22 protein-coding genes are annotated in these 22,401 nt (G+C 52.9%); 5 read left to right on the top strand and 17 right to left on the bottom strand.

Features of this window, described 5'->3' with window-relative positions:
* Position 1: 1 nt before the first annotated feature.
* The 4 genes from bshA to DESHY_RS12200 form a co-directional block, all read right to left on the bottom strand.
* Positions 2-1,129, bottom strand: coding sequence for an N-acetyl-alpha-D-glucosaminyl L-malate synthase BshA (gene bshA, locus DESHY_RS12215; RefSeq protein WP_008413214.1), 1,128 nt, complete (start codon positions 1,127-1,129; stop codon positions 2-4).
* The gene (gene bshB1 / locus DESHY_RS12210; RefSeq protein WP_235695578.1) at positions 1,126-1,836 is read right to left on the bottom strand and encodes a bacillithiol biosynthesis deacetylase BshB1; all 711 of its coding nucleotides are present in this window, start codon (positions 1,834-1,836) and stop codon (positions 1,126-1,128) included. The genes bshA and bshB1 overlap by 4 nt, the downstream gene beginning before the upstream one ends.
* 171 nt (positions 1,837-2,007) lie before the next feature.
* Positions 2,008-3,624, bottom strand: coding sequence for a glycoside hydrolase family 57 protein (locus tag DESHY_RS12205; protein WP_008413210.1), 1,617 nt, complete (start codon positions 3,622-3,624; stop codon positions 2,008-2,010).
* Positions 3,625-3,671: 47 nt separating this feature from the next.
* Positions 3,672-4,358 carry a DUF4912 domain-containing protein gene (locus DESHY_RS12200; protein WP_008413208.1) on the bottom strand — a complete coding sequence of 229 codons (687 nt, stop codon included), beginning with the start codon at positions 4,356-4,358 and terminating at the stop codon, positions 3,672-3,674.
* Between the two features lie 239 nt (positions 4,359-4,597).
* Here DESHY_RS12200 and DESHY_RS12195 point away from each other — a divergent pair, with 239 nt between their 5' ends.
* Positions 4,598-5,248, top strand: a complete 651-nt coding sequence (locus DESHY_RS12195; protein ID WP_143147802.1) for a CPBP family intramembrane glutamic endopeptidase — start codon at positions 4,598-4,600, stop codon at positions 5,246-5,248.
* A 103-nt stretch (positions 5,249-5,351) separates the two neighbouring features.
* Here DESHY_RS12195 and DESHY_RS12190 read toward each other — a convergent pair whose 3' ends face one another.
* Positions 5,352-5,954: a LysO family transporter gene (locus tag DESHY_RS12190; RefSeq protein WP_048818143.1), complete on the bottom strand. Its 603-nt coding sequence runs from the start codon at positions 5,952-5,954 to the stop codon at positions 5,352-5,354.
* Between the two features lie 49 nt (positions 5,955-6,003).
* Positions 6,004-6,294: a LysO family transporter gene (locus DESHY_RS12185; RefSeq protein ID WP_008413202.1), complete on the bottom strand. Its 291-nt coding sequence runs from the start codon at positions 6,292-6,294 to the stop codon at positions 6,004-6,006.
* A 95-nt stretch (positions 6,295-6,389) separates the two neighbouring features.
* On the opposite strand from DESHY_RS12185, the gene DESHY_RS12180 reads away from it, so the two are divergent.
* From DESHY_RS12180 to trmL, 3 genes are read left to right on the top strand one after another with little or no spacing between them, the layout of a single operon-like run.
* On the top strand, positions 6,390-6,830 hold the full coding sequence (locus DESHY_RS12180) for a CoA-binding protein (protein ID WP_008413201.1): 441 nt from the start codon (positions 6,390-6,392) through the stop codon (positions 6,828-6,830).
* Positions 6,823-7,506 carry an endonuclease III gene (nth, locus tag DESHY_RS12175; protein ID WP_048818142.1) on the top strand — a complete coding sequence of 228 codons (684 nt, stop codon included), beginning with the start codon at positions 6,823-6,825 and terminating at the stop codon, positions 7,504-7,506. The genes DESHY_RS12180 and nth overlap by 8 nt, the downstream gene beginning before the upstream one ends.
* Positions 7,491-7,949, top strand: coding sequence for a tRNA (uridine(34)/cytosine(34)/5-carboxymethylaminomethyluridine(34)-2'-O)-methyltransferase TrmL (gene trmL, locus DESHY_RS12170; protein WP_048818141.1), 459 nt, complete (start codon positions 7,491-7,493; stop codon positions 7,947-7,949). The genes nth and trmL overlap by 16 nt, the downstream gene beginning before the upstream one ends.
* 28 nt (positions 7,950-7,977) lie before the next feature.
* On the opposite strand, the gene DESHY_RS12165 is transcribed toward trmL, so the two are convergent.
* The 4 genes from DESHY_RS12165 to DESHY_RS12150 all read right to left on the bottom strand — a co-directional run bounded on the left by DESHY_RS12165 (position 7,978) and on the right by DESHY_RS12150 (position 13,629).
* A complete protein-coding gene (locus DESHY_RS12165) occupies positions 7,978-9,186 on the bottom strand; it encodes an alanyl-tRNA editing protein (protein ID WP_008413194.1) in 1,209 nt (402 codons plus the stop codon).
* Positions 9,187-9,340: 154 nt separating this feature from the next.
* Entirely contained in the window at positions 9,341-11,794 is a 2,454-nt protein-coding gene (locus DESHY_RS12160; RefSeq protein WP_008413192.1) for a mannose-1-phosphate guanyltransferase, read from the bottom strand.
* 121 nt (positions 11,795-11,915) lie between these two features.
* Positions 11,916-13,097 carry a glycosyltransferase gene (locus DESHY_RS12155; RefSeq protein ID WP_143147804.1) on the bottom strand — a complete coding sequence of 394 codons (1,182 nt, stop codon included), beginning with the start codon at positions 13,095-13,097 and terminating at the stop codon, positions 11,916-11,918.
* Between the two features lie 142 nt (positions 13,098-13,239).
* Positions 13,240-13,629: a carbohydrate-binding protein gene (locus tag DESHY_RS12150; protein ID WP_008413188.1), complete on the bottom strand. Its 390-nt coding sequence runs from the start codon at positions 13,627-13,629 to the stop codon at positions 13,240-13,242.
* A 199-nt stretch (positions 13,630-13,828) separates the two neighbouring features.
* Between DESHY_RS12150 and DESHY_RS12145 the strand changes: the two genes are divergently transcribed.
* Positions 13,829-14,449 carry a trimeric intracellular cation channel family protein gene (locus tag DESHY_RS12145; RefSeq protein WP_008413186.1) on the top strand — a complete coding sequence of 207 codons (621 nt, stop codon included), beginning with the start codon at positions 13,829-13,831 and terminating at the stop codon, positions 14,447-14,449.
* Between the two features lie 157 nt (positions 14,450-14,606).
* Here DESHY_RS12145 and DESHY_RS12140 read toward each other — a convergent pair whose 3' ends face one another.
* The 7 genes from DESHY_RS12140 to gatC form a co-directional block, all read right to left on the bottom strand.
* Positions 14,607-15,614, bottom strand: a complete 1,008-nt coding sequence (locus DESHY_RS12140) for an isocitrate/isopropylmalate dehydrogenase family protein (protein WP_008413184.1) — start codon at positions 15,612-15,614, stop codon at positions 14,607-14,609.
* Between the two features lie 12 nt (positions 15,615-15,626).
* Positions 15,627-16,127: a 3-isopropylmalate dehydratase small subunit gene (locus tag DESHY_RS12135; protein ID WP_008413182.1), complete on the bottom strand. Its 501-nt coding sequence runs from the start codon at positions 16,125-16,127 to the stop codon at positions 15,627-15,629.
* Between the two features lie 35 nt (positions 16,128-16,162).
* Positions 16,163-17,419 (bottom strand): 3-isopropylmalate dehydratase large subunit, encoded by a 1,257-nt coding sequence (locus DESHY_RS12130; protein ID WP_008413181.1) that lies wholly within the window; start codon positions 17,417-17,419, stop codon positions 16,163-16,165.
* Between the two features lies 1 nt (position 17,420).
* The gene (nifV, locus tag DESHY_RS12125) at positions 17,421-18,554 is read right to left on the bottom strand and encodes a homocitrate synthase (protein ID WP_008413179.1); all 1,134 of its coding nucleotides are present in this window, start codon (positions 18,552-18,554) and stop codon (positions 17,421-17,423) included.
* 433 nt (positions 18,555-18,987) lie between these two features.
* Entirely contained in the window at positions 18,988-20,433 is a 1,446-nt protein-coding gene (gene gatB / locus DESHY_RS12120; RefSeq protein ID WP_008413178.1) for an Asp-tRNA(Asn)/Glu-tRNA(Gln) amidotransferase subunit GatB, read from the bottom strand.
* Positions 20,430-21,902: an Asp-tRNA(Asn)/Glu-tRNA(Gln) amidotransferase subunit GatA gene (gene gatA / locus DESHY_RS12115; RefSeq protein ID WP_008413176.1), complete on the bottom strand. Its 1,473-nt coding sequence runs from the start codon at positions 21,900-21,902 to the stop codon at positions 20,430-20,432. The genes gatB and gatA overlap by 4 nt, the downstream gene beginning before the upstream one ends.
* A 94-nt stretch (positions 21,903-21,996) precedes the next feature.
* Positions 21,997-22,278: an Asp-tRNA(Asn)/Glu-tRNA(Gln) amidotransferase subunit GatC gene (gene gatC / locus DESHY_RS12110; RefSeq protein ID WP_008413174.1), complete on the bottom strand. Its 282-nt coding sequence runs from the start codon at positions 22,276-22,278 to the stop codon at positions 21,997-21,999.
* Positions 22,279-22,401 lie beyond the last annotated feature (123 nt).

Genomic DNA, 22,401 nt, shown 5'->3' with positions numbered 1-22,401 from the left:
ATTAAACCCTCCCACAGTATTGGTCTATCACAGTTTGATAAAGTTGTTCATATTTTGCCACCCAATATGCCGCATTAAACTTTTCCACCGCACGGCTCCTGGCATGGGCGGACATTTTTTGCCGCAGGGCCCGATCTTCTAACAGCAACAAGGTAAACCGCGCCATTTCCGCCAGGTCACCCACTGCGGTAAGAAAACCCACCTGGCCGTGGACAACCACCTCCGGCAGGCCCCCGGCCCGGCTGGCCACTACCGGCACGCCGCAGGCCAAAGCCTCCAGGGCCGCCAAGCCAAAGCTTTCACAACAGGAAGGCAACAGCATAACGTCAGCTGCCGCCAAAAGAGGCGCCACCGTGTCCTGCTGTCCCAGAAACAAAATATCCCGGTGCAGTCCCAATGAGGCCGCCAGCTCTTGGGCAGCCGGCATTTCCGGCCCGTCTCCGATCATCAACAAACAGGCCGGCCTTTGCTTGCACACCAGCTGAAAGACCCGGATAACATCCAGCACCCGTTTGAGGGGGCGGAAATTAGAGATATGAATCAACAGGTCCCGGCCACCGGTTAACTGCTGCTTTTCCACGGCTGCTTCAGGCCGGAACACCCGGGTATCCACAAAATTATAAAGGACAGGTAATTCCCTTTGAAAATTAAAGGTCTGCCGGCTTTGCTCCGCTAAAAAAGCTGAAACGGCTGTTACCATATCGCTGGCTTCCAGGCTGTAACGGGTCAGGTCATAAAATTCGCGGCGCGCCCCCACCAAGGATGTATCGGTACCATGCAGGGTGGTAACAACAGGCACCGGCCGGCCGGCAACCTGCCGGGCCAGGAGAGCGCCCAAGGAATGGGGCACTGCGTAATGGGCGTGCAAAACATCCAGTTGGCAGCAGCGCAGTACCTCAACGGTTTTGTTGACCTGGGTAAGAAAATAGGGCGGTGCCTCAAACAGCGGATAATTAAAGGCCGCCGCTTCATGAATATAAATGTTGGGCAGGTAATTGCCCAGGCGAAAAGGACGGCCCACGGTGATAAAATGCACCTGATGCCCTCGCCCGGCCAGCTGCTTGCCCAGCTCTGCGGCGACCACCCCGCTGCCTCCATAAGTGGCGTGGCATAAAATTCCGATCCTCACCGGGGCACCTCCAGCAAGGCTAAAGGATTACCCACCGCCAGGGGCTCTAGGGTAGTAAACCCTTCGCCGTACATACTGCCAATCAAACTGCCAAAATAGCGGTCTCTGCTTTCTACCGTCGCCAATAAACTGCCCGGGCCGTCATTTAAAAAGGTAGCTGCAGCGCCGGGGTGCCTCCCGAACTGAGTTTGATGGGCCAGGATAGCCGTTTTTTTAGTTTGGTAACACTCTGAAACATCTACAATAAACCGGGGTTCGGCAATTGCCGCGATAAAATAATACCATATCTGATTCGGTCGGAAAGGCGTCTGCCGGGCAGCCATCTTTTTTAAGCCGGCATCAAACCAGGCTTCCTGCACCAGCCGACAGGCACTGACATGATCCGGGTGCCGGTCGGACCAGTACGGGCAAAGTATGAGCCGGGGCCGGCACTGCCTGATTATTGCCGCCAATCGCCGGCGGTACGGTAAATCTGAGCTGATGCCTCGATCAGGTATCTCCAAACAGCAGCGCCAGGCCAGCCCCAAAATCTCACCGGCCCGCCCGGCCTCTTGCCGCCGCTCTGCCACCGTACCGTTGCTGGCCAGTTCGCCGGCGGACAGATCAACCACGGCTACCCTGCGGCCGGCCTGACACAGTTTTGCCACCAAGCCGCCGGCCCCCACCTCCACGTCATCGGGATGAGCGCCGACAGCCAATACATCCACCTTAGTAACTTTAACCACCCCTTAAGGGTACCGATTGTTGACAATGCGCAGGCAACCCGGCACTGCCGGTCTGACTGCTTGATTTTGTGTTTTGTCACAGGATGCCCTTGGGGTAGTAATTCGCTGACTGCGGTAAAAAATCCTGTTACCCTAAACGCACCGGATCCCATGTTAAGAAACAACCTGCCGGTAGGGCTCTGCCCGGGTGCGCCAGCTGCGATAATCAATGTTCGGGAAGATATTGTTTTGCCATTCCAGGTAAAAAATAAAGTCTTCCTCAAGACAACCGGATTTAACAGCATGATACAGTTTTAAAAAATTGGCTATATGCTGTTTGGTTCTCTCAATGGCATACGGCACCATGGTACCGGTGGCAATAATAAAAGCCCAGTCACTGCTCTGGGCCAGCAGCAGTTCCCGGCCGGCCTGGTTTAAAGCCCGGCGCAGGAGGCCGGTTGCCCGGGGATAAAGATCCGCCAGTTCTGTCATACGGTCTGCTGCCATGTGCAGGTGCCTGTAAATCCAGTGATTTTTTTCGTTCAACCAAACTTGATTGTAGCCGGCATTTCCCCAGGTGGAAGGACAAGGTCTGGTTACCTGGTTGCGGGGATGCAGACGCAAGTAGTCACCCAGGGTAATCAGTTGCAGGTCACTGCCGGTGGTAAATATTTGGCGAATCAATAAGTCTAACCATATCGGTCCTTCAAACCACCAGTGCCCAAACAGTTCTGCATCATAGGGCGCCACAATGATGGGCGGCCGTTCCATCAGAGAAGCCAAATAGGCCACCTGTTTTTCCCGGTTGAACATAAAGTTGCCCGCATGGATGGCCGCCTTGTGTTGAGCCCAGTCCGGCCGGTAAGGTTTTTTGTCTGCCAAATCAACTTTGCCGGTAATGCGGTAATATTTAAGGCCGGTATGAGTCCTGAAGCCGGCCGGGTGAATATAGTCTTTGATGTATGCTTCTTCCAGGTCATAACCAATATCCCGATAAAATTCCCGGTAATCCGGGTCCCCGGGATAACCCTCATCGGCGCTCCAAACCTGCTTGGAACTTTCTACGTCACGGCCAAAGACAGCTATCCCGTTAGGGCAATAGATCGGGGCAAAATTCCCAAACCGGGGCCGGTGCTGGGCAAATAAAACCCCGTGGTTGTCCGTAATAAAGTATTTGATGCCGTATTCCTGCAGAATGTCTTCCATCCCCTGGGCATAGCCGCACTCCGGCAGCCAAAAGCCCTTCGGTTCGGCGCCAAAGTGCTTGCTGTGCAAGTTGACCGCAGTTTCGATCTGAGCCCTCACTGCCTGTTTATTTACCATCATCAGGGGCAGGAAACCATGGGTGGCGGCACAAGTAATTATCTCCAGGCAGCCCTGCCTTTGCAGGTCTTGAAATGCCCGGGCCAAATTGCCACCGTAGCGGTTAACAAAGAAATCGTAGGCCCGCCGGAATTTTTCTTTATACATTAAGGCCACCGGATGAAAAACACTGCCATAGGTACGGGACTCCTCTTTGCCGGCCAGTTCAATAAGTTTGGCCAGGTGGTGCACATAGCGCCGTTGCATTAAAGGGTCGGTCAGCATGGACAAAAGGGTTGGCGAAACGGAAAAGGTAAGCCGGTAAGGTATGTTGTCTGCCGCCAGCCGATTAAACACTTCCAGTAAAGGAATGTACGCTTCCGTGACCGCTTCGTAAAACCATTTTTCTTCCAATACTTGTTCACTTTCCGGGTGCCTTACATAAGGCAAGTGTGCATGTAAAACAATGGCCAGGTATCCTTTAGCCAAAGGCGCATCCCCTCTTTCTGTTTAACTTGCACCAAGCAGCCTGGGGTTTATTGCGAGGTAAGGTCAGGCTTGACTGCCCGCCCTTCGGATCCACTGCCGCAAGGCACCTGCTGCACTGTTTTATATATCCCTTCCAGCCACATCCATTCTTCATCGATCAGTGATGATACGGAGTTGCCCGGCATGCTGACCCGGTTGGATGTAAGCAGTTTGAGATAACTGCCGTCGGTCAGCAGGCGGCCCAGTTCCAGGAAAAAACTGCGGTTGGGCTGGCCAATTTCAATAAACCAGTTGTCCGCATAGGGGTCGATCAATATTTCCCGGCAGCAGTGAGCGGCGTGCGCGGTTAACGGGCTGTCTTCCGGCAGGCCGGTAATGTCGTATACCCGCAAGACCGGACGGGCGGCACACCAGGCGGCCTCACCATACCGGCGCACATAAGATTCATATTGATCGGCAGATATCTCCCAATAAGCATAAAGCCAGTTAGGGTCTTTGCTTAAAGCCACCAGCCTGTCAGTGCCGTAATGCCGGGGTAGCTTGAACTCTGACCGGTCGGCCTTTGCCGGCTGAATGGCCGGGGAAATTTCCGCTGCCATTTCCTCCGCCGGCTGCTGCTGCAGCATATCCGGTTTACGGGACAGCCGAACCGGTTTGGCTAACCTGGGCCATAAAATTGCTGCCAGCACAGCCAGGGCGACTGCTCCCAACAACCAGTACCAAAAATTATCCATTTTTGCCCCCTCCTAGAAAAATATTTCATCTGGTAACCGGCTTTTTTTTTAATAAAAAGTAAAAAATAAGGAAAAGTACAGGCGTTGTTATGACTTTCCTTAGTATTGCCCAGCATTTTTGCCTTTATAATGCCGGCATGCGGTTTTACAAAACCTGCAGAAAAGCAGTAACAGCTAATACCGGGACAGTTAGGAAATTATCAAGCGAGGTAGTAAAAGTGGCTGACAGCAGGGAGAAAATGTGGGGAATATCAGATGTTGTACAGGTTTTTATTTGGCGCCTGATTATTGTTGTTTTATTGGGCCGGGTGTTGCTTCATTTATGGCCCGGCGCATCACAGCGTTTGGCAGAGGTGCTGGACCGGCTCATCCTGTTAAGCCTGACCCTGTTATGGGTGGGGCGAAAAGGAGCTTGGCGGCATTTGGGTCTTAAATTTACCCGGCCGGGGCGGCAAATCCTTTACGGCCTGCTGGGCGGTGCAGGTTTATTGATCCTGGCCGGCGGTACCCAGTGGGTTATGGGCAAGTTCCTGGCGGCTGATCTCAGTACCAACCCGCTGGTAAAAGCAGCGGCCGGTGCGCAAAGCCCCGGCCAACTGCTGTGGCCCTTACTGATTGGCGGCGTGCTGGTGCCGGCAACCGAAGAAATCTATTACCGGGGCATGGCCTATACCGCCTTTGCCCGCCGCTGGGGCACCGTCAGCGGTATCCTGGTAAGCGCTGTTTTTTTCTCACTGGCCCACCTCAGCGGCCTGTGGTTTGTACAAATTGCCGTGGTAGGCGCCGGTTTGGCGGTAATCTATCACCTCACCGGCTCCCTCTGGCCCGGTATCATTGCCCACGGGCTGGTTAACAGCGCCAGGCTGCTGCTGGTGTATTGGAGCAGTTAAGAAAATTGTTAAATCAACTGGCAGTGGAAAAAAAGCCCGCTTTTGTGTTATCATCACTATGTAATCGGGTCTGCCGGTCGGCCGCAGCAAACCGGGGCAACCCTTAAATTTTTAATTTAATTAAAAAAGGTACCAGAATAGGCACCAGAGTGCTTAACACAGAACCGGTAATAAAAGCAATGACCGCCATCTCTGTACCGGCGTACCTGGTAACAACCGGCAGAGTGGTATCCATAGCGGTGGCACCGCCGGGCGCTACGGCGGAAAACCGGCCGATATAACGGGCTACCAGAGGAACAACCATAAATGTAAGCAGTTCACGGGCTACGTTAGTCATAAAGGCTAAGGCTCCGGTTTCCACATTGTAAATTTCTGCCAACAAGACGCCCGATAAACTGTACCAGCCAAAGCCGGCACCAATGGCCGTGGCTTCATGGAAAGGAAGTCCCAGCAGCCAACCGGCCACCGCCGCACCGGCCAGACTGCCAATGGCAATGAGCGCCGGCAGCATCAGGATTTTGCAACCCATACGCCAGAGCTGGCGCCATACTTCCTTTTGCCGCCCTAAATCAATGCCAATACCAAAAAGCAGCAAATATAAGGCTGTTCTGGTGATAGCATCCAGGTGTTCGGCCAGCCGGTCCGGCATCAGCCAGTGTCCCAGCGCCAAGCCTAGAATAACGGAACCGGGTATCAGCCAGGTCATATCATCACCCGCCTGTTTAGAGTTATCTGAGTGAAACGGCATCGGCCGGTTACTGACCGGCCGGCCGGCGGTCGGTTAACCGGGCCAGGTAGTTTTCGACCGGCCGTACCAGCGCCACACTGCCGATAATGGCACCGGCGGCCAGCACCAGGGCCTGCCAGCCAAGACCGGTTAAATTGGCCAGCAGCTTTTCATTGGTGCCCAGTTGAGCCCCCATAGCCAACAGCATGACAAGTAAACAGCCGGTGGTAAAGCGTTCGTGGGCTTTTGGCTGAACCGCCAATAAATTAAAATGGCCCACCAGTATACCCAGGGCCACGGCAAGCAGCACAGGTATCATTTTTACTCCCTTCCTAAAAAATATTTTTGCAGTACGCTATAAATTTAGCACGACCCCAAAACAGGGTCAATAACCATCTATAAGGAGGTTTTCTTGTGCAGTGCAATCTTTTTTCAGCTTTCCCCAACCCTGACGATGAAAAAATCAAAGAACTGTTAACTAAGTGCAAAACTATTGCCATTGTGGGACTGTCGGACAAACCCCACCGGGACAGTTTTCAAGTGGCATCCTACCTGCAGTCACAGGGCTACCGAATCATTCCCGTGCATCCCCGGGTTAAAGAAGTTTTGGGCGAAAAAGCCTATAAATCGTTGGCAGAGATCCCAGATCAGGTGGATCTGGTTAATGTGTTTCGCAAAAGCGAAGAAACACCCAACGTGGTGCGGGAGGCCGTCCCCCTAAAACCGGCAGCGGTCTGGCTCCAGTTAGGCATTATTAATGATGATGCCGCTCAGTTGGCGGCCCAGGCAGGATTGCAGTTTGTGCAAAACCGCTGCATTAAAGTGGAGCATGCAAGGCTGTTGGGCCATGCGTAACAAATCTGAGCAGCCGGTCTGTCCTTCGCCGGACCGGCTGCAGCAAATTTTGCAGCGCCTGGCGGCAGCTTATCCCAGCGCCACCACCGAATTGCAGTTCACCACACCTTTTGAATTGCTGGTGGCGGTTATCCTGTCAGCCCAGACCACAGATGCCCAGGTTAATAAAATCACCCGCCAACTGTTTAAAAAATTTGCTACCCCACAGGAATTTGCCCGGTTAACACCGGAAGAACTGGCTGCTTATATTAAAGGCTGCGGCCTTTATCGAAATAAAAGCAAAGCCATCGTGGCTGCCAGCCGCATCATCGCGGAGCAATACCAGGGCCAAGTCCCGGCCCGCCGGGACGAGTTAGAAAAACTGCCCGGCGTGGGTAGAAAGACCGCCAATGTGGTGCTGGGGGTTGCCTTTGGTCAACACACTCTGCCGGTGGACACCCACGTCCATCGGGTTGCCCGCCGCCTTGGCCTGGCTTCCGGCAAAACGCCGGAATTGACTGAACAAGAGTTATGTGCCGTCATACCTCCCCCATTATGGCAGCCCACCCATCACAGAATAATTCAACACGGCAGAAAGGTCTGCCTGGCCCGCCGACCTCGCTGCTGCCGGTGCTTTTTATCAGACCTCTGCCCGGAGAACAGTCAAAGGGGGGAATCCTCATGCATATCGTTTTAGTTGAACCGGAAATACCGGCCAACACCGGCAATATTGCACGCACCTGTGCGGTAACCGGTACCGGCCTGCACCTGGTGGAACCCCTGGGCTTCTCCACCGATGACCGCTACCTGAAAAGGGCCGGGTTGGATTACTGGCACCTGTTGGACTTGCACTATCATAAAAGTTTTGCGGAACTGCGGGCAAAGTATCCGGCCGGACGTTTCTGGTATTTTACCACCAAAGGCGGCCGCCCCTACCACCAGGTACAGTTTGCCCCGGATGATTTTCTGGTTTTTGGCAAAGAAACAGCCGGCCTGCCCAGGCACCTGTTAGAAGAAAACCCGCAGGCCTGTTTAAGAATTCCCATGCTGAACGAGGTTCGCTCCCTCAACCTGTCTAACTCAGTGGCCATTGCTCTTTATGAGGCCCTACGCCAGCTCAACTTTCCCAATCTGAAATAATGTCAGGAAAGGGGGGTATTGATCCCCCTTAGCTGAATTGCCGGTTAAAATCAGCAATTATTTGCTGCATTTCAGGCAGGGGCAGGATTTGCGCTTTTCCTTGGGCAACCTCGGCGTTGCCCCCTCCTTTGCCCTGACACAGGGGCCACAAGACCTCGGCTAAACGGTTGACCGGCCAGGCCACGCCGGCTCCCCTGGCCAGCAAGAGGTCGTAAGGCCCGTGGCCGCCGGCCAAAACGGCCACCCGGCCCGGTTTGCCGCACCAGGCGGCGGCCAGCCCCCGCAGCATGTCCATGTCAGCCTCCGGCCAGTGCTGCAGCAGCACCAGCGCACCGCTCACCTGCAGGGCTTGCGGTACCTGTGCTTCAGCCAGGCAGTGATATTTAAACTGCAACAGCTCTTTTCGTTCTTTTTGCAGTTTTTTCAGCTCTGACTCCCGCTTGGCCAGACGGCTGACAGCTTCTTGACCGGCAGCGCCAATGGCTTGTTCTAACCGGCGCTGCCAAATATATGTCTGCCACATCCAGTGGACGGTTCTGCCGCCGCAAACGAAGTGCAGCCTTACCTGCCCTCTGACTTTTTCGGTTTTTAACAATTTAATGGGCCCTGTTTCGCCGGTATACCTGGGGTGGGTGCCGCAGCAGGGGTTTTCGTCCAAGCCGGGTATGATCACCAGCCGCACCTCTTGTTCCCCGGGCGGCACCTTTTGCAGCAGGTCCGGGCTTAACTCAGACCGCCGGTAAGTTTTTACCTGTACCGGCAGGTTTTCCATCACAATTTGATTGGCTTCCGCTTCCACTTGCTGCAAAACCTGATCGCTCAGTTCACTTACCGCCAAATCAATGGTACCGGTCTGCTCTCCCAGATGGAAACCGGTGGTTGCCCAACCATATTGCTGTTCAAATACCGCCGAGATAATATGCTGCCCGTGGTGCTGCTGCATGTGATCCAGCCGCCGTTCTGCATCCACCCTCATAAATATGCCGGCTCCCACCGCAGGCGCATCAGTCCCGGCCAACCAGTGTACAATGCCGGCAGGGGTTTGTTCCACATCAACCACTTCGTAGGAACGCCTGGCACAGACCAGCGTTCCCCGGTCGGCAGGCTGCCCACCGCCTGCCGGATAAAAAATATTGTCTTTAATCAGCACCCCCACCCTGCCGCTTTGCTCCACGTGTCCTGTAATTTCAGACCTGTATTGCAGCAGGTAAGGATCCATTTGATAAAGCTTTGACAAAGCTGCTCACCCCTTGGGTTGTGACTTGATGTACATAGTTCGACATTAACTAACTGATTCCTTGTTTTAGGCAAACTGCCTGTGGCCTGAGCTGCGGAGGTATTACCCTGCCGCAGCTCAGGTTGCTGAAGCGTCCGGGCTTGACCGCTGACATTTAATTGGCGGTAATTTGCCTTATTTTATCGCTGTAAAAGGCAGTCAACTCCTCCGCGATTTCCATGGTGGCACCCTCGCTGAAGATGCGGCAAACAGGTTCCTCCGGGTCCGGTAACACCAGGGCCCAGCCCTGCGGGTGATAAACCTTTACCCCGTCCAGTAATTCCAGCCGGCCGCCCGGTTCTTCAATCAGCCGTCGAATAACTCTCCCTTTGGCTTCCCAGGGTACCGCCACTTCTTTTTTATTTATAAAGAAGCCGGGTATTTCTTCCACCAGCTGGGCCAGGGTGACGTTCTCCCGGGCGCAAAACTCCAATATTTTGAGCAGGGCCAGCAAGGCATCAAAATTCATAAAATGATGCCACACCGCGCCGCCGCTCTGGAGATGATAGTTGATAAGCTTGTCAAGAAAATCCTGTTGAGAGGTTTTGGTACGCACTACCATGCCCTGATAACGGCTGGCCAGTTCATCAATGGCACCGGGTGCTGTTACCGGCACAATTACCGGCCCGGCCTGTTCTTTAAGTATAATTAAAGAAATCAACGCAGTCAGCATTTCTTCACTGATTACCCTGCCCCCGCCGTCCACCAGAATCAGTTGATCCCCGCCTGGTTCAAGCATGGCCCCGGCTGTGCCGCCCTTGCCGGTTACGGCGGCTGCCAACTGCCGCTGCAACCGGCTGCTGTCAGGCCGGCTGTCGGCTGCCGCTTCGTACACATCGAACGTGATGCCTAAAGCAGTCAGGGCTCTGGTTACATAAGGTTCCAGGTGGCTGCGGTCATACTGCAATACTAAATGAAAGCCGGCCTGCCTTAAAATTGCCTCGTTAATGTTGCTAAGCAAATTGTTAAGATAGGTATCTGCCGTATCCTGCACCGTCATAACCGGCAGCAGGTTTTTAGCTTCTACCCGCCGGAAATCTTCCCGGGCCAGCGTGTTTTCAATCTTGCGCTCTTGACTGCGGGAAATGTTGCCGCCCTTTGCATCGGTAAAAATCAAGTTTATTTTATCAGGCTGCCGTGCATTAATTTGTACATGAATACCGCCCTGGCAGCCGTAATTTTTTACTGCATACCGGTGCATCGGCATAATACCTGCGCCAAAATCAATTACCTGTATACCGGCAGACTGCAGGCCGCACAGCAGGGCTTGTTTAATCATGTGGCTGGCTGCCCGGCCGTCACCGGAAACCCCAACCCGCCGGCCGACAGCCAGTGTGCTGCCCAAGGCGGCTCCCAAGCGGCCGGCAAACTCCGGCGTAATATCAATATTGGCCAGGCCGCTAACCCCGGCCACGCCAAACAAATGACTGGGTTGGCCGGTTCCCCAGACCAGGCTGCCGGCCACCGTAGCACCGCTTTCCACCACTTTGCCCGGCCACAGTTTGACATCGGGCTTGACCAGCGCCCTTTCCTTAATTACTGACCGGCTGCCCACCACCGAGCCTTCATACACAGAAGCATTGGCATTTATTTTTACCTGGCTGCCAATGACCGCTCCGCGAACCGCTGACCTGGCTCCCAGAAAGATATTGTCCCATAAAACGCTGCGTTTTACGGTAGCCTGTTCCTGTACAATACAGCCGCTGCCCAACGCTGTATAGGCGTCAATTACTGCGCCGGCGCCCACCCGGCAGTTGTCGCCGATTAACAGCGGCCCGTTGAGGGTGGCGGCAGGGTGGATATCGCTGTTCTGTCCCACCCAGATACCCGGGGCAACTTGTGTGCCGGGTATAGATACGGCAACCTTGCCGGTTAAGCAATCGTGATGGGCCTGCACATACTGCTGCAAATTGCCGATATCGCACCAGTAGCCGGTGAGTGACACGCCAAATAACGGTTGCTTGTTTTTTAAGAGAAGGGGGAATAAATCTTTGCTGAAATCAAACTTTTGACCAGCTGCGAAAAAATTCAAGACCTCCGGCTCCAGTATGTAAATGCCGGTATTGACAGTATCGCTGAACACTTCGCCCCAGCCGGGCTTTTCTAAAAATTGCGTAATCCTGCCGTCCCGGTCAGTAATTACCACCCCATATTCCAGGGGTATGGCCACCGGCGTTAAAACCAGGGTAGCAATCGCACCCTTTTGCCGGTGAAACTCCAGGGCTTGGGTTAAATCCAGATCGGTTAAAGCGTCCCCGCTGATTACCACAAAGGTTTCATCCAAAAATTCTTGGGCATTTTTTACACTGCCGGCCGTACCCAGAGGGACTTCTTCCACGTAGTAACGCATATGCACGCCAAAATCTCCGCCATGGCCAAAGTAACCCCGGATAGCCTCCGGCAGGTATTGCAGTGTGACACCAATCTCCTGAATCCCATGCTTTTTTAACAAGGCAACAATATGCTCCATCATGGGCCGATTAACCACCGGCATCATTGGTTTGGGGCGGCCGCAGGTTAACGGACGCAGCCGGGTTCCTTCGCCGCCGGCCATGATAATGGCTTTCAAACAACATCACTCCTTGTGTGATATGACCAGTTTTAGGGTGTTGCTAATTTTACCGCGGGTCTTAAATACTTCTTTAATTGCCTATGTGTGCAGATAATCGTACCACCCGGCCAAAAAGGTTTTACCAGGCCTGCCGGTTTGCTTCAATAACTTCCCGATAAACTTTTTTGGTTTGCCGGGCAATGGTATCCCAGTTATATTTTTCAATCACATCACGGTAAGCCCGTTCCTGCAATTGCCCGGCGGCCGCCGGATCCAGCAGGCAGTGCAGGATGCAGTCAGCCAGGGAGTTGGCATTACCGGTATAGGCCTTAAGGCCGTTAACGCCGTGTTCAATTATTTCACTTAACCCACCGGTGTCTGATACCACCACCGGGGTACGGGCAGCCATGGCTTCCAGGACCACAATGCCAAAGGGTTCATATAAACTGGGTATGACAGCTACATCGGCATAATGATATAAACAGTTGCGGGTAATATCATCCACATAACCGGTGAAATAAACCCGGTTGTTCAATCCCAGGCAGGCAGCTCGATATTTAAGTTCTCCTTCAAAGGACCCCGTACCGGCTATGATAAATTTGGTCCGGGGACAGTACTGCAGCACTTTGGGAATGGCCTCCAGCAATACCTGCACACCTTTTTCCGGTACCAACCTGCCCACATAATAAACTATTTTTTCCTCGGGGGAAGCATAGTGTTCTCTTTTCACCCTTGGACCGGGCGGCTCATCCCACCGAAAGTTTGCCGGGTTAACACCGTTGGGTATGATCCTCAATTTATCATCCGGCAGCTGGAAGATGTGTTTCAGCTGTTCCTGCATATAATAACTGCAGCAGATCACCCGCCAGGATTCATAGGTAAGCCACCACTCAATATCGCTGATATGTCGCTGTACATCGTTATGCAAGCCGTTATGCCGCCCCCACTCAGTGGCGTGGATGGTAGCAATCAGGGGAATTTTATAAGCATGCTTGCATACCCTGGCCGCATAGGCCACCAGCCAGTCATGGGCATGAATAATCTCCACCGCATTCAGTTTTCCGGTTAGCGGTAAAGCTCGCTCAAGCATGGCCATGTTTAACTGCATGACCCAGGTAACAAAATCGGTGGAGGAAACCCGGAAGGGTTGCACCCGGTAGACATGGACGCCTTTAACTTCTTCGTATTCCGGCATGCCTGGCTGGCCGCGGGTAATAACATGAACGGCATCGCCCTGTTTGGCCATGGTAACGGTAAGATCATAAACATGCTGTGCCAATCCGCCCACATTAAGCGGTGGATACTCCCAGGAAAATACCATGACCTGCAATTTTTTTATCCACCCCTCTTGTTTATTGTCTGCACTCAGTTAGTATTTACCATTTTGCCGCTTTTTATGATTATGTCCCGGCCCCCTGCCGGGCAAATAAAAAAACCTGCCGTTTGATCGGCAGGCCAAACATTTAATGACCGTTCATAGTCCCGTTATGCACCTGGAAGCTCCAATCTTTACCGGAGTTATTATCCCAGTTCATGGCATTGTCATGAAAACAGAAATTAAACTGAGTATGCGTGTCCGGCATGGTTACTGATTTAACAAAGCCGTAGCCGGTTCGGGCCATTCTCATGTCCTGAATGGCATGCCAGCGATCATCCCGGCCAAAGCCGCAGTGCAGGTAAACTTCCTGCGCCCCGCTTTGGGCTAACAGCCCGTTATAGAAAACTACCACATCCTGCCCGGCCGTTATGGGAGTGGGATCCACCACCACACCGCCGGGATATTGGGCATCATGCATCTCTTTTAAACGATAGGCACCCATGGTCGGTTCACCAAAATTGGTTCGGTTAGCCATGCATACACCTCCTTTTTTTGCATTGGGGTTCATCATTATTATCTGAAAGCACCGGGCTAATTATAGGAGGTAAATATTATGGGTTTGCACAGCTACAGCCATTTTTGCGTTAATTTTTAACAGGCATTTGATGATTGAAAAATAAATTTTTGCTGGTAGAATGGTGTATGCTATAAAACCAGCAAAAGGTGGTAGAAGCATGAGCGTTCTTTATTTGCTTGACTTGTTGGGCACCTTTGCCTTTGCCCTCTCAGGGGCACTGACCGCTGTCAAGAAGGAAATGGATTTATTTGGTGTCGTGGTACTGGCCCTGGTTACTGCCATCGGCGGCGGCACCACCAGGGATATTTTGTTAGGCAGCACGCCGGTTTTTATCCTTACCCAGCCGGTTTATCTCTATGTATCTCTGGCCGGCGCAGTTTGCACTTTTTTATTTTATAAAACTTTGTTTAAAATTAACTCGATCATTTTAATTGTGGATGCCCTGGGTTTGGGCACCTTTGTCTGCATCGGCCTGTCGAAAGCCCTGACGGCCGGTATCAGCGGACCCGGCGCGGTTATGCTGGGGGTTATCACGGCGGTAATGGGAGGCATTATCCGCGATGTGCTGTCAGGCCAAATCCCTTCGGTGCTGACACGGGATTTTTATGCCGTGACATGTGTGGCGGGAGGCATCTTGTATCTGTTTTTATGGCGGCAAAATATGGCTGCCGACATGTTGTTGCTTTTAACCACCGGGTTTATTTTTACTCTGCGGTTGCTGGCCATTCGTTATCGATGGAATTTCATTAAAGCACCTTACTCCGGGCCGGAAACATAAAAAGCCACCGGTGGGTGGCTTTCAGAGTGTCGACAAACCTTAGCGGTGCTTTATGATCCCCTTTGGCTCCGGTCTACGCACCGACAGGGGATCATAAAACCACCTCACTTTGTTTTACAACCTTTGTCTACAGTCTGAAAGCCACCGGTGGGTGGCTTTATCTTTTGTCGTATATGCGCCGGCTGATTGCTTCCGCCATCTGGCCGGTGGTGGCGGACCCGCCTAAATCGGCCGTTAAATGCCGGCCTTCCGCCAGCACTTCCCGGACAGCCTCCTCAATTAAGGCGGCACATTGCTGTTCGCCCAGATGGCGCAGCATCATCACGCCGGACAGGATAACGGCCAGGGGATTGGCGATGTTTTGTCCCGCTATTTGCGGCGCGCTGCCATGCACCGCTTCAAACACCGCACAGTCAAGGCCGATGTTGGCGCCCGGGGCCACACCCAAGCCGCCCACCAAACCGGCGCATAAATCCGAAACAATATCTCCGTACAGGTTGGGCAGTACCAGCACATCGTAATTTTCCGGTTCCTGCACCAGTTTCATGCACATGGCGTCCACAATCATTTCTTCATAAGCAATATCCGGGTAGGTTTCTGCCACCGAGCGGACACTTTCTAAAAAAAGCCCGTCGCTCAGCTTCATTATATTGGCCTTGTGGACTGCGGTAACTTTTTTTCTGCCCTGCCGGCGGGCCGTTTCAAAAGCAAACCGGGCAATCCGCCGGGATGCTTCCCGGGTAATTATCTTGATGCTTTCTGCCGCATCCTTGCCTACCCGGTGCTCTACACCGGCATACAGGTCCTCGGTATTTTCCCGCACCACCAGCAGGTCAACGCCCTGGTAACGGCTGGGAACATTGGGAATATTCCTGGCCGGGCGCAGGTTAGCGAACAAATCCAATTCCTGCCGCAGGGTTACGTTAACGCTGCGGAACCCCTGCCCCACCGGTGTGGTGACCGGGCCCTTCAGGGCCACTTTATTGCGGCGAATGGCGTCCAGCACATGATCCGGCAAAGGTTTGCCGTAACGATCAAGGGCTGCCGCTCCGGCTTCCACAACCTCCCACCGGATATTTACACCGGTGGCTTCAATCACCTGCCTGGCGGCGGCGGTTATCTCAGGGCCGATGCCATCGCCGGGGATCAGTGTTACTTTATACACCCTTGACCACTCCTAGTCAAAATTAAAACCGCCGTATTTACGAAAGTGCGGCGCCAGCCCCCCGTCGTTTAAAATCTTAATCATCACCTGGGGCAACGGTTTAACAGCCAGGCGAATATCTTTGGTGCGGTTAATGATATAGCCGCCGGCCAGATCCACATCCAGGATATCGCCTGCCTCAATGAGATCGGTGTCGCACTCCAGCACCGGCAGACCGGTATTAATGGCATTGCGGTAAAATATCCGGGCGAAGGACTTGGCCAGTACCGCACTGATATGAGCGTGTTTGATGGCCAGCGGGGCCTGTTCCCGGGAAGAGCCACAGCCAAAATTACTGCCGGCCACAATAAAATCGCCGGGTGCCACCTTGCTGTAAAAATCCGGATCCAAATCTTCCATCACATGTTTAGCCAGCTCGTTCATATCCAGGGTTTTAAATTTATACTTGCCTGAGATGATGTAATCGGTATTAACATCATTGCCGAATTTGTGGGCTTTTCCGCTAAATTTCATGGCTTCACCTGCTTTATAAAAAGTTTTACCTGAATTTATTTGATAAACTCCCGGGGATCGCTGATCACGCCGGTCAAAGCGGACGCCGCCACGGTTGCCGGTGAGGCCAGGTAAATGTCTGCCTTGCTGTTGCCCATGCGGCCTTTAAAGTTGCGGTTGGCGGTGGATATGACATTTTCGCCGTCCGACGGCACGCCGTTATGGGTGCCCACACAGGGACCGCAGCCGGGGGTCACCACTGCCGCACCCGCTGCCACCAGCTTTTGAATCAGTCCCTCCGCCATGGCATCCAGATAAACCTTACGGGAAGCCGGCGCCACAATCAGCCTGACATCCGGGTGAATCCTGCGCCCTTCCAGAATGGCGGCAGCAATGCGTAAATCTTCCAGGCGTCCGTTGGTGCAGGTGCCGATCACCGCCTGCTGTATCGGGGTGCCTTGCACCTCCCCGATGGGCGCCACATTATCAACCCGGTGTGGTTTGGCCACCTGGGGTTCCAATGCCGCTACATCAAATTGCAACACTTTATGGTACACAGCATCCGGATCGGCCGTTACCGGGGTATACTCTTGCTCTGTGTAGTTTTTCAACCAGGCCAGGGTTTTATCGTCGGCCTCCATCAGGCCGGCTTTGGCTCCCATTTCAATGGCCATGTTGGCCACTGTAAAACGTCCTTCCATGGAGAGGGCGGCAATGGCCTCGCCGGTATACTCGGCTGCCATATAGGTACAGCCGTCGGCGGTAACCTGGCCAATTAGATAAAGAATTAAATCCTTGGCATATACCCCCGGCGGCAGGGTACCCTGACAGACAAATTTTACGGTTTCCGGTACTTTAAACCACATCTGGCCGGAAATCAAAGCCCCGGCCAAATCTGTGGAACCCACGCCGGTAGAAAAGGCATTAAGGGCACCGTAAGTACAGGTATGGCTGTCTGCGCCGATAACCAGACTGCCGGGACCCACCTGCCCGCTTTCCGGAATTAGCTGGTGGCAAACCCCGTCCCCGATGTCATACAGGCGGCAGCCCTTTTCTCGGGCAAACTGCCGCATCAGTTTATGCAGGGCGGAAACTCCCTCCAAAGGGCTGGGGGCACTGTGGTCAATCACCAGAGCAACCCTGTCCGGATCAAACAATTCTTTGCCGTTCATGTTTTCAAAAGCCCGGATGGCCAAGGGAGAGGTGCCGTCCTGCCCCATCACCAGATCAACCCGGGCCACCACAATGTCGTTGGCCCGGCAGTTCTGGCCGCTGTGGGAGGAAAGAATTTTTTCGATAATTGTCTTGCCCAACTTAATCCCTCTTTCCGAAATAGTCTTCGTAGATGTATACCAGCTCTTTATCGAACAGGGAGCGTTTTAAAGCCACCGCAGCAGAACGAATTTTCGGCAGTAATTCTTCCGCTTCTTCTTTAGACAGGTCAATACCGTACTCCGCAAACTTCATTCTCAAAGAAGCGGTACCCGAATGTTTGCCTATGACGATCTGGCGCTCCAAACCCACCTCTTCGGGTTGGAAGGCTTCGTAGGTTTTCGGGTTTTTCAGGGCACCGTCCGCATGAATACCTGACTCGTGAGCAAACATATTGGAACCGACAATGGCTTTACTGCAGTGCAGCTCCCGGCCGGCCGCCCTGGCCACATACTCAGCCACTTCCCGGAATAATTCAGTTTTAAAGTTTAAATCTATATCATACAGGTGTTTAAGGGCCATGACCACTTCTTCCAGCGGCGAATTGCCGGCCCGCTCGCCCAGTCCGGTAATGGTTACGCCTACCCAGTTGGCCCCGGCCTTGACGCCGGCAAAAGAATTGGCCGTAGCCATGCCAAAGTCATTGTGGGTATGCATTTCTATCTCGATGTCAACCGCTTCTTTTAGCTTTTTAATGTTTTCGTAGGTGGTAAATGGTTCTAAAATACCTACCGTATCGCAGTAGCGGAGACGATCGGCTCCCGCCTGTTTGGCAGCCCGGGCAAATTCAATGAGAAAATTCATATCGCTGCGGGAAGCATCTTCGGCGTTTACTGACACATACATGCCTTCTTTTTTAGCAAATTCCGTCGCCCGCACCATGTGCTCCAAAACCCACTCACGGCTGGTCTTTAACTTATGTTTAATATGAATGTCTGAGGTTGAAATAGAAATGGCTACAGCGTCTACGCCGCAGGCCAGGGATGCTTCAATATCTTTAATCACCGGGCGGTTCCAGCCCATGATGCTGGCCCTGAGCCCCAGCTTGCAGATTTGCTTGATGGCTTCCTGCTCATCGCCGCCCATCACCGGGATCCCCGCTTCGATTTGATCAACACCCAGCTCATCCAAATATCTGGCGATACGAACCTTTTCCCTGTTGGCAAAAACAACACCGGCGGTTTGCTCACCGTCCCGCAGGGTTGTATCAACAATCCAAATTTTTCTTTTTTCCATTATGCCACCTCCAGCAAAACAATTACTTTATTTGTTATGTTACCATAATAGTCCTGTCCAGCATATGCACTGAGAGTATTTATACTGTATACATTAGTTAGTGCAGTATTCTTAAATTATATTGCGTTTCTTTAATTTATCTCACCATTACTTTGTTTTTTAACATGTTCATTTTGGTTAAATTATTGTACATGTATATTTGGACACTTTTAAGATATGTGCAAAAAAGTGTACATTAGTCGTCAAAAATAAAGGCCCGGGGTTCCCGGGGCAAACGGTAGACAAACATTGCCGGTGGTTTATGATCCCCTTTGGCTCCGGTCTACCCAGCCGCCGGCAGGGGATCATTAAACCGCCTTGACATAGTTTTGCAGCCTTTGTCGATACTCTGAGGCCCGGGCTTATGCCCGGGCCGTCACGTTTTTTGCGTCAGTTACTTTTGCAATCTTTCCCTCAGCAGTTTATTTACCAGATCGGGGTTCGCTTTACCCCGGGTAGCTTTCATTACCTGGCCCACTAAAAAACCGATGGCCTGGGTTTTGCCACCCAGGTAATCCTGTACCGACTTCGGGTTGGCTGCCATAACTTCCTCCACCACCGCGGCCAGCGCCCCTGCATCGGAAATCTGCACCAGTCCCTTCTCCTGCACAATCGTTTCAGGATCTTTGCCGTTGGCAAACATTTCTTCAAACACTGTTTTGGCTATCTTGCCGCTGATGGTGCCCTGATCAATCAGTTTAAGCAGGGCGGCCAGCCGGCCGGGTGTTATTTTGCACTGGGTGATCTCCAGCCCGTTAGCATTTAACAACCGGGCCATTTCGCCCATCATCCAGTTGCTTACCGCCTTAGGCATATTATAATGCTGCAGCACTTCTTCAAAATAATCCGACATCTCTTTGGTAAGGGTTAAAATTGAAGCGTCATAAGCCGGCAAACCATATTCCCGGATATACCTGGCCCGCCGCTGGTCAGGCAGTTCCGGCAGTGATTCCCTGATAAATTCTATCCATTGGCTGTCCAGGACCAGGGGCACTAAATCCGGGTCGGGAAAATAGCGGTAGTCGTGTGCCTCTTCTTTGCTGCGCAGGGAAACCGTAATCCCCCTGGCTTCATCCCAGGTGCGGGTTTCCTGAATAATCCTGCCGCCGGACTCCAGCACCCCGATTTGTCTTTCAATCTCAAAAGCCACTGCCTTTTGCAGGGCCCGGAAGGAGTTCAGGTTTTTAATTTCTGTCTTGGTGCCAAACTCCTGCCGGCCCGGCGGCCGCACCGACACGTTAACGTCGCAACGCAGGCTGCCCTCTTCCATGCGGCAGTCAGAAACACCGGTATACTGGATAACGGCCCTTAGTTTTTCTACATAGGCCCTGGCTTCCTCCGGCGAACGCATATCCGGTTCGGAAACAATTTCGATCAAAGGTACGCCGGTGCGGTTATAATCCACCAGCGAATAGGGCGTGCTGACAATACTGCCCTGGTGCACCAGCTTGCCGGCATCCTCCTCCATATGCAGGCGGGTAATGCCGATGCGCTTGGTTTGACCGTCCACTTCAATGTCTAAATAACCGTGCTGGGCAATAGGCAGGTCGTACTGGGATATCTGGTAGTTTTTAGGCAGATCCGGATAATAGTAATTCTTACGGTCAAACTTGGAAAAATTGGCAATTTGGCAGTTCAGTGCCAGGCCGGCCCTGACTGCATATTCCACCACCTTTTTGTTTAACACCGGCAGGGTGCCGGGTAAGCCAAGACAAACCGGGCAGGTATGATGATTGGGGTCGCCGCCGAACTCTGTGGTGGAATGGCAAAAAATCTTGGTGTTGGTCTTTAATTCAACGTGAACCTCGATTCCTATAACCGCTTCATAGGCTTGTGTCATGACTTACTCCCCTCCATGTTCGGCTGCAGCCTGGTAAAATCAGTGTTTTGTTCCAGGGTATAGGCCACCCGCAGCAGTGTGCCTTCGTCAAAGGCTTTACCCATCAGCTGCACACCCACCGGCAAACGGTTAACCAGCCCGCAGGGAACGGAGATGGCCGGTATGCCGGCCAGGTTGACCGGAATGGTGCAGACATCCTGCAAGTACATTTGAATCGGATCATGCACCATTTCCCCAATTTTAAAGGCCGGGGACGGCGAAGTGGGGCTTAATAAAACATCGTACTTGGCAAAAGCCCGGTCAAAGTCTTGCTTGATCAGGGTGCGCACCTTCAGGGCCTTCAAGTAATAGGCATCATAATAGCCGGCCGACAGGGAATAGGTGCCCAGCATTATGCGGCGTTTTACCTCCTCACCAAACCCCTGGCTGCGGCTGCGCATGAACATGTCCACCACATCCCGGGCATCCGGCACCCGCAACCCGTAGCGAACCCCGTCGTACCTGGCCAGGTTGGAACTGGCTTCGGCAGTGGCAATCAAGTAGTAGGCCGGCATGGCATAATCGGTATGGGGCAGGCTGGTTTCTTCCACATAGGCCCCCAGCTCGGTCAGTTTTTTAATTACCTCCCGCAGGCGCTCTTTAACCTGGGGATGAATCCCGTCCGCCATGTATTCCCGGGGTACACCAATCTTCATGCCTTTAATGTCGTTGATTAAAAACTTGGTAAAATCCGGGTGTTGCAGGTTGGCCGAAGTGCTGTCGAGGGGGTCGTGGCCGCAAATAACGTTGAGCAGGTGGGCCATATCCGTTACGTCTCTGGTAAAAGGACCGATTTGATCCAGGGAGGACGCGTAGGCCACCAGGCCGTAACGGGAAACCGCCCCGTAAGTAGGCTTCATGCCGATAACGCCGCAAAAGGAAGCGGGCTGCCGGATTGATCCCCCGGTATCCGAACCAAGGGCCACCAGCGCTTCCCCGGCTGCTACGGCAGCCGCCGAACCGCCGCTGGAACCGCCCGGCACCCGTTCCCTGTCCCAGGGGTTGTAGGTTAAATGAAAGCCGGAATTTTCGGTGGAGGAACCCATGGCAAATTCATCCATGTTGGTCTTGCCCACCAGCACCATATCCGCCGCCGCCAACCTGGCCACAGCCGTAGCTGTATAGGGCGGTATAAAGTTATAAAGCATCTTGGAAGCACAGGTGGTGCGAATACCCTCTGTACACATATTGTCCTTAACAGCCGTCGGAATGCCGGCCAAGGGACCCACCGGCTGCCCTGTGGCAATTTTTTTATCCACCTGCCGGGCTTGTGCTTCTGCTTGTTCCCGGGTAATGGTCAGAAAGGATTTAACTTTGTTTTCCACCTCTTCAATGCGCTGAAAAGCCGCTGCTGTTATTTCCACAGCAGACACTTCTTTTTTAACCAGCATTTCATGAAGCCGGTGGGCTGTTTGCTGCAATAAATCCAAAACTTTCCCTCCTCAAGACTTCTGCGAAATTCACCGGTCCAACCTCGTACCGGCAGCAGCCGCTGAACAGGCCCCCGCTCAGCAGCAAGAAAACCTATACTATCTTGGGCACTTTAAAGAAGCAGTCTTCCCGCTCCGGAGCGTTAGCCAGGGCCTTTTCCGGATCAATATGCGGGCCCACCCGGTCTTCCCGAAACACATTTTGCAAAGGCAGCACATGAGCGGTAGGAGGCACGTTGTCTGTAGCCAGCTCCTGCAGTGCTTTGGCTGCCTCAAGAATTTTATTTAACTGTCGGGTGTACAATTCTTTTTCTTCTTCATTCAGTTCTAACCGGGCCAGCAGGGCCACATGTTCCACATCTTGTTTGCTAATCAATCAGGTACACCTTCCTTTGCTAAAAACTGACATCATTATACCAAAGTTTGCTAAAACAGCGCAACTTAAGGTATTGAGCAGATTGTAAAGGCAAACTCATGGTATGCACAGTTTTGGGGCATG

It is taken from the genome of Desulforamulus hydrothermalis Lam5 = DSM 18033, from assembly GCF_000315365.1.
In the GTDB taxonomy this organism is placed as follows: Bacteria; Bacillota; Desulfotomaculia; order Desulfotomaculales; family Desulfotomaculaceae; genus Desulfotomaculum; species Desulfotomaculum hydrothermale.
The sequence above is the reverse complement of the archived record's forward strand: the minus strand, read 5'-3'. Positions and strand labels throughout refer to the sequence as shown.